Here is a 14,211-nt window from a genome sequence, read left to right as displayed (position 1 = left end):
CGTTAGTGGGCAGATGCGCCGAGCCAGCGATCGTGTCGCTGCAAGTACCAGGCGAAAGCACCGAGGGTCAGGCTGCGCAGGGCCATGAACAGCAGGAAGGTGATCCACAGCCCATGGTTGCCCAACCCTTGCAGCGCCCAGGCGATGGGCAGCACCAGCAGCAGGGTCAGTAGCATGCCGTTGCGCATTTCCCGGGCACGGGTGGCGCCGATGAACAGTCCGTCGAGCAAGTAACTCCAGACCGCAATCAGTGGCAGGGCTGCCAGGTATGGCAGGTAGTGATAAGCGGTGGCGCGCACGTCGGGAATGTTGGTCTGCATGTCGATGAACAGGTGGCCGACGAGCAGGAACAGCAGTGCAAAGCCCAGGCTGGCAATCAACGACCAGCCGCACGCCACCACCAGCGAGCGACGCAGGGCCAGGCGGTCGCGGGCGCCAATGGCATGACCGCACAGCGCTTCGACGGCATGGGCCAGGCCGTCCAGGGCATGGGCTGTCAGCAACAGGCCGTTGAGCAGCAGGGCATTGGCCGCGACGGTCGCATCCCCCAGGCGTGCGCCTTGCACGGTGATCAGGAAAAACACCGCTTGCAGCGCCAGGCTGCGGATGAAAATGTCCCGGTTCACCGCCAGCAACGGGCGCCAGCTGTGCCACAGTCCCAGGGCGGCCCAGGCGATTTGCCCGGGCCAGGCGCGCAGTGTGTTGCGGGCCAGGGCCAGGCCGACCAGCGCGCCGGTCCACTCGGCGATTACCGACGCCCGGGCCGAGCCGGTCACGCCCCAGTCCAGGCCGATCACGAACCACAGGTTCAGGGCGATGTTGACCAGGTTGGTTACCAGCAGGATCGCCAGCGGGGCCCGGGCATTCTGGGCGCCGAGGAACCAGCCTACCAGCGCATAGCTGGCCAGCGCCGCCGGCAAGCCGAAGAGTCGGGTGTGGAAGAAGTCACGGGTCAACTGGTTGAGCTCGGCGGACGGCTGCATGAAGTGCAACGCCACGTCGCTCAATGGCACGCCGACGGCACCGAGCAGTACCGCCAACCCCATCGCCAACAGCAGTCCTTGCAACAACACTTGTCGCAACGCCGCCCCGTCACCACGTCCGGCGGCCTGGGCGGCGAACCCGGTGGTGCCCATGCGCAAGAAGCCCATGGCCCACGCCAGTACCGTATACAAACTCGCCCCGACCGCCACGGCGCCCAACTGATGAGCATGGGGCAAATGGCCGATGACGGTGCTGTCCACCAAGGCCACCAGCGGTACGGAAATGTTCGAGAGAATCATCGGCGCAGCCAGCGCCCAGACCCGGCGATGGGTAAGGCGGTCGCGCCAGTCGGTGGTCAGGTTGGACATGCGGGCTCCTTGATGGAGCGCGATTGTAGCGGGTTCTCGCATTGATCGTTCCCACGCTCCGCGTGTGAATGCCCCTAGGGACGCTCTGCGTTCGATCTCAAGAAAATCTGTGGGAGCAAGGCTTGCCCGCGATGAAGATGACGCGGTCTTTCAGGGAACCGAGGCGCCTGTATCGCGAGCAAGCTTTGCTCCCACCCAGTGCTCTGGGCCCTAGTGAATGATCCAACTCAACAACCACAACCCCAGCACCAGCCAGATGATGCCCATGACGATCGAGGCCCGCATGAACGCGCGGATCGCCGAGTAGAGCAGCATCAGCCCGAGGATCAGCGCGATGATGCTGATGATCGAGGTGTCCATGCCCAGGGTGCGTGATAGCCCATCGACGAAGTTGCCGCCAGCATTGGCCAGGGTGTTGAACAAGCCGCTGAGCAGGTCGACGATGAAACGGATCACCGAACCGAGCGCCTGGCCGAGCCATTCGAAAAAGCTTTCTACCTGCATATGTGCATCCTGATGGGAGGGGATCCGAGCTGAGCCGTTGGCTCCTGATTGTAGGAGCTGTGGCGGCCGAGTTGGTTCGATTATGGGGCAAACCGTCGCTTCGTACCGAGACTCTTGCCTTCCCTGGTCATCCCCCTGAAGCTATGCGCATTCAGGAGAACCCGATGAACCTTGTTGAACTGACCGAACGCCTGCATGCCATTCGTGACCGTAACGATTGGCGGCAATTCCACAGCCCGAAAAACCTCGCCATGGCCGCCAGTGTGGAAATGGCCGAACTGGTGGAGATTTTCCAGTGGCTGACCGAGGACCAGTCGCGCCAGTTGCCGGCGGACAAACTGGCCCACGCCGGGCAGGAGGTCGGTGACATCGTGTTGTACCTGTTGCTGCTTTGCAGCGAACTGGGCCTGGACATGGACGCCGTGGTGCGCAGCAAGCTCGCCGACAGCGAACGGCGGTTCGGCCAATGAGCGACCGTCATTTCGATCTGCTCGCCACGCGCTTTGCGGAAAAAATCTACGGCGGGGCCAAGGGTGCGATCCGCCTGGCGGTGCTTCAGGCCGATCTGCTGGAAAGCTTGCCACAGCGTCCGTTGCGCGTGCTGGACATCGGCGCGGGCCTGGGCCACATGTCGTTGTGGCTGGCCGAGCGCGGTCACCAGGTGACCCTGGCCGAGCCGGCCGAGCCCATGCTCGAAGGCGCCCGCCAGCGCTTTGCCGAGGCGGGCCAGAGCGCCACGTTCATCCAGGCACCGTGGCAGGACCTGCTCGGCCAGCTCACCGAGCCTTACGACCTGGTGTTGTGTCACGCGGTGCTGGAATGGCTGGCTGAGCCCTATGCGATCCTGCCGGTGCTGCATCAACTCACAGTCCCGGGCGGCTGGCTGTCCCTGGCGTTCTACAACCGCGACGCGCTGGTCTATCGCAACCTGCTCAAGGGGCATTTTCGCAAGTTGCGCAAAAACGACATGGCCGGCGAAAAACAGAGCCTGACGCCGCAACAACCCCTTGATCCGCGAGAATTGGCGGCGCAACTTGAAGGCCTGTGGCAGGTCGAAAACCAGAGTGGTGTGCGGGTTTTCCATGACTACATGCCGGTGGAGTTCCAGGGCCGCGTGGAGCTTGCGCAGTTGCTGGAAATGGAACTGGCCCACCGTCGCCATCCGGCGTTTGCCGGGTTGGGACGTTATCTGCACTGGATCTGCCGTTCAGTGTGACCGGAGAGCGAAATGAAAGGTCGTTCAGGGTTGTTGATGCTGTGTCTGGGACTGGCGGCTTGCCAGGGCAGCAACCCCTATGTCGCCACGTCCAATCCGCTGCCGCCGGCGCCGCCCGAGGCCGCCACGGTGTTTGACCGCAGTGCTTATCCTGCGCCGCCCCGTGACTACGGGCGCTACCGCAGTTGGGCCTGGCGCGACGGGCGCCTGCCGTCGGGTACCGCCTGGGCGGATTCGGCCCAGGTGGCCGAAGCGGTGAGCAATGCCCTGGACCAGCGTGGCCTGCGCCCGCTGCATGACAACCGTCCCGCCGACCTGTTCGTCAGCGCCGACCTGCGCCTGGAAACCCGCGTGCGCCAGGTCCGGGATGACTACGATGCCGGCTACTACGGCGGCTATAACCGTTATGACCGCTATGGTCCGGGTTATGGCATGTACCATCCGGTGCCGATGGTGCGCACGTATCAGGAGCAGGTCGTGGTGGTGCGGGTAGACCTGTTCGATGCCCGTACGGGGCAACCGGTGTGGAGCGCCAGCGCCGAGACCGGCCAGCGGGGCAGTCAGAGCGAGCGCACCGATGCCATTCGTGCGGCGGTGGAAAAAGCCATGTCGGCGTATCCTCCAAGTTGATTACGCAACGGAGATAAACCATGTTTCGCCGTCTTGCTCTACTGGCCTTCACCCTGTTGCTGGGCGCTTGTGCCTCTAACCAGGTCAACCATGACTTCGACACCAGCCGCGATTTCGCGGCGTATCGCAGTTGGAGCTGGAAAGAGCCGGCGCTGCAATATCGCCCCGATGACCCTCGCATCAAGAGCGACCTGACCGAACAGCGGATCCGCCAGGCGGTTGCCGATCAACTCGACCAGCGCGGCCTGCGTCCGGCGGCTGGCGGGCATGGCGATGTACTGGTCCAGGCCTATTTGATCGTCGAGGACCGCCAGCAGCAGATCACCACCAACTACGGCGGCGGCGGTTGGGGCGGCCCTTGGAATGGCTATTGGGGCGGACCGATGTACAACGAAACCCGCAACATCAGCTACAAGGTCGCCACCGTGCAGATCGACCTGCTCGATGGCAAGGACGGCAAGCTGGTGTGGCGTGGCAGTGACGAACAACTGCTCAGCAACTCCCCCAACCCGACTGACCGCAACACGGCCGTGCGCGAGACGGTGGGACGGATCCTGTCCAACTACCCGCCGCGTTGACCACGACGTATTCAAGATGGATGTGAGCTGACCCACCGCCATCGCGAGCAAGCTCGCTCCCACAGGGATTTTGTGGCGGCCACCTGTTCTGTGAACACCCCGGAACAAACTGTGGGAGCGAGCTTGCTCGCGATGACGGCAATACATTCAACCTGGATGTAAGCAGACCCACCGCCTTCGCGAGCAGGCTCGCTCCCACAGGGGAAGGGTGTGGAGACCATCATGGTGCTCAGGCAACCGGCCGCCACTCTCCTACCATATGCTCCAAACCCCCAGCCCCTACCAGTTGCAGTTGCCCACTGGACCCCGCCGCGCTCGACAGCAGTATCACCTCACTGGGCAGGCGCACCGGTTTCTTGAAGGTCACATCGATCTCGATGTTGGCCTCGGGCAGGTGGTCATCCAGCGCCGCCAAGGTCCGGGCCTTGTTCCACAGGCCATGGGCGATGGCGGTGGGGAAGCCGAACAACCGGGCGCTGATGCCGCTCAGGTGAATCGGGTTGTAGTCGCCGGACACCTTGGCGTATTGCCGGCCGATGTCCGTTGGTGCGGTCCAGCGTGCGACTTCAATCAAGGACAGGCTGGCCTGCGGCGAGTCCTCCACGAGTGCCCCGTCGAGCTGGACGCCTTTGCACAGCATCTGGCTCTGGGCCTCCCATAGCGGCCCCAACTGATCATCGAGGCGGGTCACCAGGTCGAATACCACGCCCTTGGGGTGGGCTTGAAGATTCTCGACATTGACGCTGGCCCGCACCTGGCCAACCCCGCCCATGGGCCGCAATACACGAATGCGGTTGCTCAAGTGGATCAGCCCCAGCAGTGGGAATGGAAAATTCCGTGCGGTGAGCAATTGCATTTGCAGGGCAAACGCCAAGACGTGGGGATAGGTCGACGGCAGCAGTCCGTTATCGACGAAACCGCAGACTTTGCGATAGGCCGCCAGGCGTTGCGGGTCGACTTGAAGCACTTGACGCAGTCCTTCCTCGGGCAGGGTCGTTCCGGTGACCTTGCGCCGTGTCACCGCTTTCCAGTAAAGCCCGGACATGGAGGACGGGCTGCTGACTTCCTGCCATTGGATCGTCATGGTCACGCTCCCAGAAGGCTTTGCCCGCATACCCGCAGCGCCTGCCCGGTCACGGCGCCCGTGCCCGGTTGCGCGAGCCAGGCCACGGCTTCGGCGACATCCTGGGGCAGGCCGCCCTGGCCCAGGGAGCTCATGCGCCGCCCGGCTTCGCGCAAGGCGAAGGGGATGTCGGCGGTCATGCGGGTTTCAATGAAGCCCGGCGCCACGGCGTTGATGCTGATACCGCGTGGCTGCAGCACCGGCGCCCAGGCCTGAGCCAGGCCGATCAGTCCGGCCTTGCTCGCCGCATAGTTGGTCTGCCCACGGTTGCCGGCAATGCCGCTGATGGACGCCAGTAGAATCACCCGGCCATTGTCGCGCAGGGTGCCGCTGTCGAGCAGGGCCTTGGTCAGCACTTGCGGGGCGTTGAGGTTGACGGCCAGCACTGCGTCCCAGAATTCCGGGGTCATGTTGGCGAGGGTCTTGTCCCGGGTGATGCCGGCGTTGTGCACCACGATATCCACGCCGTCGGGGAGGTGCCCGATCAACTGTGCGGCGGCGTCTTCGGCGCAGATATCCAGCGTGACGCTGCGTCCGCTCAGGCGTGCCGCCAGGGCGTCGAGGTCGGTCTTGGCTTGCGGGACGTCCAGGAGGATCACGTCGGCGCCATCGCGGGCCAGGGTTTCGGCGATGGAGGCGCCGATCCCGCGGGCTGCGCCAGTGACCAGCGCCTTGAGCCCCGTGAGCGGTCGGGTCCAGTCCTGGACCTGGGTGTCACAGGCGTTGAGACGAATGACCTGCCCGGAGATGAAGGCGCTCTTGGGCGACAGGAAAAACCGCAGCGCACCTTCCAGCTGGGCTTCGGCGCCGTCGCCGACGTAAAGCAGTTGCAGCGTCCCGCCGTGGCGCAGCTCTTTGGCCAGGGAACGGCTGAAACCCTCCAGCGCTCGCTGGGCACTGGCGGCGAACGGGTCGGCAAGTTTTTCCGGTGCGCGACCGAGGATGACGACATGGGCGCTGTGGTCGAGGTTTTTCATCAGCGGCTGGAAAAATTCCCGCAGCTGCTTGAGCTGGTCGGCCTGCACCAAATGGCTGGCGTCGTACACCACCGCCTTGATTTTCGGGCCATGGCCGGGGATCCATTCGGTGGCCAGGGTCGGTTCGCCGCCGTAGATGAAGATGGTATCGGTCAGGCGCTTGGCAAACGTACCGATCTGCTCGGTCAACGGCCCGCCGCCCAGTAGCAATGCGCCTTCGATCGGCCGCAGGCGCCCGGCCTGCCAGCGTTCCAGGCGTACCGGCGATGGCAGGCCGAGGGACCCGACCATGCGCCGGCCAATGGGCGAGTTGGCAAAGTCGATATAACGGTCAGACATGGAACACACTCCGGCTGATGAGGTTCCAAGTGTGGACCATGATTGGCAATCAGTCGTTCGATTGGCGAGATAAAGCCTAAGCTTGAGCGGGAGCGCTTTTTCCAGGGCACCGACCCCCTGTGGGAGCAAGCTTTGCTCCCACAGGGGGCGGTTGAGTGTTCTTAGTGCATTAGACCTACAGGGGAGTTCTTCATGACACAACTACGCCGCGTCGCGATCATCGGTGGTAACCGCATTCCGTTCGCCCGCTCCAACGGGGCCTATGCCACCGCCAGCAACCAGGCGATGTTGACGGCAGCCCTCGAGGGGCTGATCGAACGCTACAACCTGCATGGCTTGCACATCGGTGAAGTGGCTGCCGGTGCGGTGCTCAAGCACTCCCGCGATATGAACATGACCCGCGAATGCGTGCTTGGCTCGCGGCTGTCACCGATGACGCCGGCCTATGACGTACAACAGGCCTGTGGCACCGGATTGGAGACAGTGCTGCTGGTGGCCAACAAGATTGCCCTGGGGCAGATCGACAGCGGCATTGCCGGCGGCGTCGACACCACCTCGGATGCGCCGATCGCGGTCAATGAAGGGCTGCGCAGGATCCTGCTGCAAGCCAATCGCGCCAAGACCACCGCGGACAAGATCAAGACCTTCCTGCAACTGCGCCCCCAGCACCTGGTCCCCGACCTGCCGCGCATCAACGAACCGCGCACCGGCCTGAACATGGGTGAGCATTGCGAGTTGATGGCCCAGACCTGGCAGATCCCCCGGGAGGCGCAAGACCAGCTGACCCTGGAAAGCCATCAGAAAATGGCCGCGTCCTATGCCGAAGGTTGGCAGAACGACTTGATGACACCGTTTCTTGGCCTGACCCGGGACAACAACCTGCGCCCGGACCTGACCCCGGAAAAACTCGCCTCCCTCAAGCCGGCCTTCGAAAAAAGCGCCAAGGGCACGATGACCGCTGGTAATTCCACGCCATTGACCGATGGCGCTTCGTTGGTGCTGCTGGGCAGCGAAGAGTGGGCCAAGGTCCGAGGCCTGCCGATTCTGGCGTATCTGCGCGACGGTGAAACGGCGGCGGTGGATTTCGTCAATGGCGCCGAAGGGCTGTTGATGGCCCCGGTCTACGCCGTGCCGCGATTGCTGGCGCGCAACGGTTTGACCTTGCAGGACTTTGATTACTACGAGATCCATGAAGCGTTCGCCGCCCAGGTGTTGTGCACACTGAAGGCCTGGGAAGACCCGGACTACTGCAAGACCCGCCTGGGGCTCGACGCGCCGCTAGGGTCCATCGACCGCAGCCGGTTGAACGTCAAGGGCAGTTCCCTGGCCGCCGGGCACCCGTTTGCCGCCACGGGCGGGCGCATTGTCGCCAACCTCGCCAAGTTGCTCGATGCCGCCGGGCGAGGTCGCGGCTTGATTTCCATCTGCGCCGCAGCGGGCCAGGGGGTGACGGCGATTATCGAGCGCTGAGGACGGCGCCGTCCTGGCGGGACGCCAGTTCCCGGTGATGGCTGGCGTAGCGCTCGGCGAGGATCGAGCAGACGATCAACTGCAGCGGGTGATAGATCATGATCGGCAGCAGGATCAGCCCCAGGCCGGGATGGTTGCCAAAAATCAACGCCGCCATGGGCACCCCGGCGGCGAGGGATTTCTTGCTGGCACAGAACACCGCGGCAACTTCATCGGCGCTGCGCAATTGCAGGGCGCGGGCGGTACGGGTGGTCGCCCACAAGATGATCGCCAGCAGCACGGCACTACCAAGCACTGCGCTCAATAGCACGCCGTGGCCTTGCTGTTGCCAGATGCCGGACACCATCGAGTTGCAGAACGCGGCGTAGACCAGCAGCAGGATCACCAGTTTGTCGATGATGCTGGTGTAGCGCTTGTACCTGCCGAAAAAGCCAGCCAACCAACGCCGCAGGAACTGCCCCAGCACCAGTGGCAGCAGCAACATCATGCACAGGTTGAGCAAGGTGGACCCCAGGTCGATGCCACCGGCGCCGCTGCCGACCACGAAACTGACCAGCAACGGTGTCAGGAAAATCCCCAGTACGCTGGACAGGCTCGCGTTGAGAATCGCCGCCGGCACGTTACCGCCGGCACTGCCGGTCAGCGCCACCGAGGAAGAAATGGTCGAGGGCAGGGCGCACAGATAGAAGAACCCCAGCATCAACAGCGCCGGCACGTGGCTGCCGACTAGCCAGTGGCTGATCAGCCAGAGCAACGGAAACACGCCAAAGGTGAAACCCTGCACCATCACGTGCAGGCGGATGTTCTTCAAACCGTGGCGGATCTGTTCGCCGGACAGGTTGACCCCGTGCAGGAAGAACACCACGAAGATGCCGATGTTGACCACCCATTCGGCATGCATGGCACCGCCCGTGGCACCAAAGGTTGGAAAGAAGTACGCCAGCAGCGTGGCGAGCAACATGCCGCACAGGAACCAGTCGGTCACCATGCGTTTGAGGTGTCTGAGGATATGCATAGGGCACCGCAAGTTGTAAGAAAAGTCGACTTAGCCTAACGTCGTCCCTACCAGTCGTCTTGCGACATAAGGCCAATCAATGCCGCCTAACGGACACCAACAGCTCGAACGCCGCATCCCCGACCTGGCGCAATTGCCGAGGCCGCTGTACGCCCGTGTCGAAAGTTTGAGCGCCGGTTCCTGGACGCAAGCCCATCGTCATGACTGGGTGCAGTTTTCCTACGCCATCAGCGGCGTTCTCGGCGTACACACCGCCGCCGGCAGTTTCTTCGCCCCGCCACAACGGGGCATCTGGATCCCGGCCGACCTGGAACACCATGTGGTGACCTCCACCCGAGCGGAAATGCGCAGCTTGTATGTGCATCGTCACGCCTGCCCCTGGGCCGATGAACGCTGTCGGGTGCTGGAAGTCACGCCACTGGCCCGCGAGTTGATCAAGGTGTTCTGTCAACTTCCGGTCGATTACCCGCAAGGCGACACCCAGGAGCAACGGTTGGTGCAGGTGTTGCTGGACCAGTTGGCGACTTTGCCGGAGGTGGGATTCTCCCTGCCGCTGCCGCGACATGCCCGTCTGTTGGGGCTGTGTAACGAGGTGATCGAACAGCCTGAGCAGAGCGTTACCTTGCACGCCTGGGCTGAGCGCCTGGGCACGTCGGAAAAAACCCTGATGCGCCTGTTCCAGCGCGAGACCGGCCTGAGCTTTCGCGCCTGGCGCCAGCGCATGCGCTTGTTGTCGTCCCTGGGCTCGCTGGAGCAGGGCGACAGCGTCACCAGCGCTGCGTTGTCCTGCGGATATGATTCAACGTCCGCGTTCATTGCGGCGTTCAAGGGGATGTTCGGGTTTACGCCGGGGGAACTGTTCAAGCATTGAGTCGTCGCACTCTCCTACAGCCGACGGTAGACATGACTGTCAGCTCTTGTCGCAAATGCCCGGGCATTCAGTTAGCAATGCCAGGTTCGGTCTCGGCTATGATTCGGCTCGGTCGATTGATCCGGCACATTGTGTGCATCACAGGTTCATAGGTCGGCAACCCCTCCCCGTGGAGGAAGGATTGCCGTATAACGACTGTCATTCGCGTGTTTGGTAATAAAGGACCCACAATAAAAGCTGATGAAGACTCCAAAACGCATTGAACCCCTGATCGAGGACGGTCTGGTCGACGAGGTGCTGCGCCCACTCATGAGTGGTAAAGAAGCAGCTGTTTATGTGGTGCGCTGCGGTAACGAGCTACGTTGCGCGAAGGTCTACAAGGAGGCGAACAAGCGAAGTTTTCGTCAGGCGGCCGAATATCAGGAAGGCCGCAAGGTCCGCAACAGCCGTCAGGCCCGGGCCATGGCCAAGGGCTCGAAGTTCGGGCGCAAGGAAACCGAGGACGCCTGGCAGAATGCTGAAGTGGCGGCGCTGTTCCGCTTGGCTGGCGCGGGTGTGCGCGTGCCCAAGCCGTACGACTTCCTTGAAGGCGTGCTGCTGATGGAGTTGGTGGCCGACGAGTATGGCGATGCGGCACCGCGTCTGAACGACGTGGTGCTGGAGCCGGACCAGGCCCGTGAATATCACGCCTATCTGATTTCCCAGATCGTGCTGATGCTGTGTACCGGTCTGGTGCACGGCGACCTGTCGGAGTTCAACGTCCTGCTCACGCCAACCGGGCCGGTGATCATCGACCTGCCGCAGGCCGTGGATGCTGCGGGTAACAACCATGCCTTCAGCATGCTGGAGCGGGACGTGGGCAACATGGCGTCCTACTTCGGCCGGTTCGCTCCGGAGCTCAAGCGCACCAAGTACGCGAAGGAAATGTGGGCGCTGTATGAAGCCGGCACCTTGCACCCGGCCAGCGTGCTGACCGGCGAGTTCGACGAGCCGGAAGAGTTGGCGGATGTCGGCGGGATCATGCGCGAGATCGAAGCCGCGCGCCTGGACGAGGAACGCCGCCAGGCCGTACGCGCCGCCGACGATGCCCCGCCCGGCAAGACCGAAGAACCACCACCGCCATGGATGCAATGATCGGTTGAACAGAAACCCGGCCAAGGCCGGGTCTTTTGTGGGCACTCCAAAATCCCATACCCACCGCAGTCCCCTGTGGGAGCCTGCTCGCGATAGCGGTGGGTCAGCTTGCATCGATGCTGAATGTACGGCGGTCATCGCGAGCAGGCTCGCTCCCACAGTTTTACATCGGCTGGCAACACCCCGACGCCAGTTCCTTGAGGATCGGGCAGTCCGGGCGGTGGTCGCCGTGGCAGTGTTCCACCAGATCCTGGAGGGTGTCGCGAAGCTCGGCCAGTTCGCGGATTTTCTGGTTCAGTTCTTCGATGTGCTGGCGGGCCAAGGCCTTGACGTCGGCGCTGGCGCGTTGGCGGTCTTGCCAGAGGGTCAGCAGTTTGCCGACTTCTTCCAGGGAGAATCCCAGGTCGCGGGAGCGCTTGATAAACGCCAGGGTGTGCAGGTCATCGGCGCCGTAGATCCGGTAGCCGCTGTCAGTACGATGGGCGGCCTTGAGCAGGCCGATGGACTCGTAATAGCGGATCATCTTCGCGCTCAGGCCGCTCTGGCGGGCCGCTTGGCCGATGTTCATCGCTTGTCCTCCAGCTGCTTGGGTGTCCAGAACTTCAACAGTAACGCGTTGCTCACCACGCTGACGCTCGATAGTGCCATGGCCGCGCCGGCCAGCACCGGGTTGAGAAAACCGAACGCCGCCAGGGGGATGCCGATCAAGTTATAGACGAACGCCCAGAACAGGTTCTGGCGGATCTTGGCGTAGGTCTTGCGGCTGATGTCCAGCGCCGCCGGCACCAGTCGCGGATCGCCGCGCATGAGGGTGATGCCCGCGGCATGCATCGCCACGTCGGTGCCGCCGCCCATGGCAATGCCGATATCGGCGGCGGCCAGGGCGGGGGCGTCGTTGATGCCGTCGCCCACCATCGCCACCACCGAATGGCGCTTCAACTGTTGGACGATGGCGGATTTATCCGCTGGCAATACCTCGGCATGGACATTGGAGATCCCCAGCGCCTGGGCCACCACTCGGGCGCTGCCTTGGTTGTCGCCGGTGAGCAAGTGGCTGGCGATGTGCTGTTCATTCAAGGCCTGTACGGCGGCGAGGGCGCCGGGCTTGAGCGTGTCACCGAAGGCGAACAGGCCCAGCACCCGAGGCGTCGCGCCTTGTTCGATCAGCCAGGACAACGTGCGGCCTTCGGTTTCCCAAGCCAGTGCCGACTCGGCCAGCGAACCGGGCTCCAGGCCCAGTTCGTCCAGCAGGCGTCGATTGCCCAGGGCCAGGCGGCGCCCGTCGAGGCTGCCGGCGATACCGCGTCCAGCCAGGGACTGGCTGTCGCTGACATCCGCCACGTCCAGGCCGCGCTCGGCGCAGGTGTCCAACACGGCTTTGGCAAGAGGGTGCTCACTGCCGCGTTGCAGGGCGCCAGCCATTTTCAGCAGCGCGTCTTCATCTCCCTCCAGAGCCGTCAAGTGGGCGATACGCGGCGTGCCGGAGGTCAGGGTGCCAGTCTTGTCGAACACCACGGTGTCGACTTCATGGGCGCGCTCCAGGGCCTCGGCGTCCTTGATCAGAATCCCATGGCGCGCGGCCACGCCGGTGCCGGCCATGATCGCCGTGGGCGTCGCCAGGCCCAGGGCGCAGGGACAGGCAATCACCAGCACGGCGACGGCGTTGATCAGCGCGGTTTCCAACGGCGCGCCGTACAACCACCAGCCGATCAACGTCGCCAGGGCCAGCACCAGCACCACCGGTACGAAGACCTGGCTGACTTTATCCACCAGTTTCTGGATCGGGGCCTTGGCGGCCTGGGCGTCTTCTACCAGGCGGATGATGCGCGCCAGGACGGTTTCGGTACCCAGGGCCAGCGTGCGTACCAGCAGCCGGCCTTCGCCGTTGATGGCGCCGCCAGTGACTTTGTCGCCGGGCTGCTTGGGCACCGGCAGGCTTTCGCCGCTGATCAGCGCTTCGTCGGCATGGCTCTGGCCTTCCAGTACTTCGCCGTCCACCGGGAAGCGTTCGCCGGGCTTGACCAGCACCAGGTCATTCAAGCGCAGGGCGCTGATGGCAACGTCCCGCTCCTGGCCATCGATCACCTGGATCGCCCGTTCCGGGCGCAAGGCTTCGAGGGCGCGGATGGCGCTGGCGGTTTGTCGCTTGGCGCGGCTTTCCAGGTATTTGCCGAGCAGTACCAGGGCAATCACTACGGCCGAGGCTTCGAAGTACAGGTGCGGCATGCCGCCAGGGCGGGCGATCACCCATTCATAAAGGCTCAAGCCGTAGCCGGCGCTGGTGCCCAGGGCCACCAGCAGGTCCATGTTCCCGGCACCGGCACGCACGGCCTTGAAGGCGGCGACGTAGAAACGCGCACCGAAGATGAATTGCACCGGCGTGGCCAGGGCGAACTGCACCCAGGCCGGGAGCATCCAGTGCACGCCGAACGGCTGCAGCAGCATCGGCAGCACCAGCGGCACGGACAGCGCAATCGCCAGCACCAATATCAGGCGTTCACGGTTCAGACGGTTGGCCTGCGTGTCAGTGGGTTGTTCGGTCTGCCAGACTGTGGCGTCGTAGCCGGCGCGCTTGACCGCATCGATCAGGGATTGCGGATCCACCTGGCCGAGCAGTTCGAGGTGGGCCCGCTCATTGGCAAGGTTGACGCTGACGCTGTTCACACCGTCGACCTTGCCCAGGGCGCGTTCGACCCGGCCGACACAGGAGGCGCAGGTCATCCCTTCAATGTTCAGCTCCAGGGTTTGCACGGGGACGCTATAGCCGGCCTGTTCGACGGCCTGCATCAAGGCCGGCAGGCTGCCTTCGGGGGCCTGCACGCGCGCCAGTTCAGTCGCCAGGTTCACACTGACGGCGCGGGTGCCGGTGACTTTGCTCAAGGCCCGCTCGACCCGCCCGGCGCAGCTGGCGCAGGTCATGCCGGCAATCGGTAGATCGAACGTGGTGGATTCAGACATCGGTCAGGCTCCCTGTAGTGAATGACTACAGGATCAACCTTGCC

At 63.7% G+C, this 14,211-nt stretch carries 14 protein-coding genes; 7 read left to right on the top strand and 7 right to left on the bottom strand.

Going from position 1 to position 14,211, the window contains the following annotated elements; genetic code table 11:
• Positions 1 to 2: 2 nt before the first annotated feature.
• Positions 3 to 1,352, bottom strand: coding sequence for an MATE family efflux transporter (locus tag KGA89_RS04920; protein ID WP_223470789.1), 1,350 nt, complete (start codon positions 1,350 to 1,352; stop codon positions 3 to 5).
• Positions 1,353 to 1,562: 210 nt separating this feature from the next.
• Positions 1,563 to 1,856 (bottom strand): hypothetical protein, encoded by a 294-nt coding sequence (locus tag KGA89_RS04915; protein WP_003197447.1) that lies wholly within the window; start codon positions 1,854 to 1,856, stop codon positions 1,563 to 1,565.
• Positions 1,857 to 2,020: 164 nt separating this feature from the next.
• Here KGA89_RS04915 and KGA89_RS04910 point away from each other — a divergent pair, with 164 nt between their 5' ends.
• Genes KGA89_RS04910 through KGA89_RS04895 form a run of 4 tightly spaced genes read left to right on the top strand, consistent with a single transcriptional unit; the run spans position 2,021 to position 4,280 of the window.
• On the top strand, positions 2,021 to 2,326 hold the full coding sequence (locus KGA89_RS04910; protein WP_003186192.1) for a MazG-like family protein: 306 nt from the start codon (positions 2,021 to 2,023) through the stop codon (positions 2,324 to 2,326).
• Positions 2,323 to 3,072, top strand: a complete 750-nt coding sequence (locus KGA89_RS04905; RefSeq protein ID WP_223470787.1) for a methyltransferase domain-containing protein — start codon at positions 2,323 to 2,325, stop codon at positions 3,070 to 3,072. Before KGA89_RS04910 ends, KGA89_RS04905 begins: the two co-directional genes overlap by 4 nt.
• Before the next feature lie 12 nt (positions 3,073 to 3,084).
• Positions 3,085 to 3,702 carry a DUF4136 domain-containing protein gene (locus KGA89_RS04900; RefSeq protein WP_014336399.1) on the top strand — a complete coding sequence of 206 codons (618 nt, stop codon included), beginning with the start codon at positions 3,085 to 3,087 and terminating at the stop codon, positions 3,700 to 3,702.
• Between the two features lie 20 nt (positions 3,703 to 3,722).
• The gene (locus KGA89_RS04895) at positions 3,723 to 4,280 is read left to right on the top strand and encodes a DUF4136 domain-containing protein (RefSeq protein ID WP_003197453.1); all 558 of its coding nucleotides are present in this window, start codon (positions 3,723 to 3,725) and stop codon (positions 4,278 to 4,280) included.
• A gap of 229 nt (positions 4,281 to 4,509) precedes the next feature.
• On the opposite strand, the gene KGA89_RS04890 is transcribed toward KGA89_RS04895, so the two are convergent.
• Positions 4,510 to 5,364 (bottom strand): MaoC family dehydratase, encoded by an 855-nt coding sequence (locus KGA89_RS04890; protein WP_039010386.1) that lies wholly within the window; start codon positions 5,362 to 5,364, stop codon positions 4,510 to 4,512.
• 2 nt (positions 5,365 to 5,366) lie between these two features.
• Complete coding sequence (locus KGA89_RS04885) at positions 5,367 to 6,719, bottom strand: 3-oxoacyl-ACP reductase (protein ID WP_013692168.1); 1,353 nt, start codon at positions 6,717 to 6,719, stop codon at positions 5,367 to 5,369.
• Between the two features lie 192 nt (positions 6,720 to 6,911).
• On the opposite strand from KGA89_RS04885, the gene KGA89_RS04880 reads away from it, so the two are divergent.
• Positions 6,912 to 8,189 carry an acetyl-CoA C-acetyltransferase gene (locus KGA89_RS04880; protein WP_223470785.1) on the top strand — a complete coding sequence of 426 codons (1,278 nt, stop codon included), beginning with the start codon at positions 6,912 to 6,914 and terminating at the stop codon, positions 8,187 to 8,189.
• Here KGA89_RS04880 and KGA89_RS04875 read toward each other — a convergent pair.
• Entirely contained in the window at positions 8,176 to 9,204 is a 1,029-nt protein-coding gene (locus KGA89_RS04875) for a bile acid:sodium symporter family protein (RefSeq protein ID WP_223470784.1), read from the bottom strand. The genes KGA89_RS04880 and KGA89_RS04875 overlap by 14 nt on opposite strands.
• A gap of 79 nt (positions 9,205 to 9,283) precedes the next feature.
• On the opposite strand from KGA89_RS04875, the gene KGA89_RS04870 reads away from it, so the two are divergent.
• Together KGA89_RS04870 and KGA89_RS04865 are read left to right on the top strand one after the other, a co-directional pair.
• Positions 9,284 to 10,075 carry an AraC family transcriptional regulator gene (locus tag KGA89_RS04870; RefSeq protein WP_223470783.1) on the top strand — a complete coding sequence of 264 codons (792 nt, stop codon included), beginning with the start codon at positions 9,284 to 9,286 and terminating at the stop codon, positions 10,073 to 10,075.
• Positions 10,076 to 10,315: 240 nt separating this feature from the next.
• Positions 10,316 to 11,209, top strand: a complete 894-nt coding sequence (locus KGA89_RS04865; RefSeq protein ID WP_003197464.1) for a PA4780 family RIO1-like protein kinase — start codon at positions 10,316 to 10,318, stop codon at positions 11,207 to 11,209.
• Positions 11,210 to 11,372: 163 nt separating this feature from the next.
• Here KGA89_RS04865 and cueR read toward each other — a convergent pair whose 3' ends face one another.
• On the bottom strand, positions 11,373 to 11,777 hold the full coding sequence (gene cueR / locus KGA89_RS04860; RefSeq protein WP_223470782.1) for a Cu(I)-responsive transcriptional regulator: 405 nt from the start codon (positions 11,775 to 11,777) through the stop codon (positions 11,373 to 11,375).
• Positions 11,774 to 14,167 (bottom strand): heavy metal translocating P-type ATPase, encoded by a 2,394-nt coding sequence (locus KGA89_RS04855; protein ID WP_003197468.1) that lies wholly within the window; start codon positions 14,165 to 14,167, stop codon positions 11,774 to 11,776. Before KGA89_RS04855 ends, cueR begins: the two co-directional genes overlap by 4 nt.
• Positions 14,168 to 14,211 lie beyond the last annotated feature (44 nt).

The organism is Pseudomonas sp. A-RE-22 (genome assembly GCF_019956035.1).
Lineage (GTDB): Bacteria > Pseudomonadota > Gammaproteobacteria > Pseudomonadales > Pseudomonadaceae > Aquipseudomonas > Aquipseudomonas brassicacearum.
Note: the sequence above shows the minus strand (reverse complement) of the source record. Positions and strands in the feature narration are given on the sequence as shown.

Coding starts and splice junctions, on each gene's coding strand:
- cueR (WP_223470782.1), bottom strand. CDS start 11,777: ATGAACATCGGCCAAGCGGCCCGCCAGAGCGGCCTGAGCGCGAAGATG.
- KGA89_RS04900 (WP_014336399.1), top strand. CDS start 3,085: ATGAAAGGTCGTTCAGGGTTGTTGATGCTGTGTCTGGGACTGGCGGCT.
- KGA89_RS04855 (WP_003197468.1), bottom strand. CDS start 14,167: ATGTCTGAATCCACCACGTTCGATCTACCGATTGCCGGCATGACCTGC.
- KGA89_RS04880 (WP_223470785.1), top strand. CDS start 6,912: ATGACACAACTACGCCGCGTCGCGATCATCGGTGGTAACCGCATTCCG.
- KGA89_RS04915 (WP_003197447.1), bottom strand. CDS start 1,856: ATGCAGGTAGAAAGCTTTTTCGAATGGCTCGGCCAGGCGCTCGGTTCG.
- KGA89_RS04890 (WP_039010386.1), bottom strand. CDS start 5,364: ATGACGATCCAATGGCAGGAAGTCAGCAGCCCGTCCTCCATGTCCGGG.
- KGA89_RS04910 (WP_003186192.1), top strand. CDS start 2,021: ATGAACCTTGTTGAACTGACCGAACGCCTGCATGCCATTCGTGACCGT.
- KGA89_RS04875 (WP_223470784.1), bottom strand. CDS start 9,204: ATGCATATCCTCAGACACCTCAAACGCATGGTGACCGACTGGTTCCTG.
- KGA89_RS04920 (WP_223470789.1), bottom strand. CDS start 1,352: ATGTCCAACCTGACCACCGACTGGCGCGACCGCCTTACCCATCGCCGG.
- KGA89_RS04885 (WP_013692168.1), bottom strand. CDS start 6,719: ATGTCTGACCGTTATATCGACTTTGCCAACTCGCCCATTGGCCGGCGC.
- KGA89_RS04905 (WP_223470787.1), top strand. CDS start 2,323: ATGAGCGACCGTCATTTCGATCTGCTCGCCACGCGCTTTGCGGAAAAA.
- KGA89_RS04895 (WP_003197453.1), top strand. CDS start 3,723: ATGTTTCGCCGTCTTGCTCTACTGGCCTTCACCCTGTTGCTGGGCGCT.
- KGA89_RS04870 (WP_223470783.1), top strand. CDS start 9,284: ATGCCGCCTAACGGACACCAACAGCTCGAACGCCGCATCCCCGACCTG.
- KGA89_RS04865 (WP_003197464.1), top strand. CDS start 10,316: ATGAAGACTCCAAAACGCATTGAACCCCTGATCGAGGACGGTCTGGTC.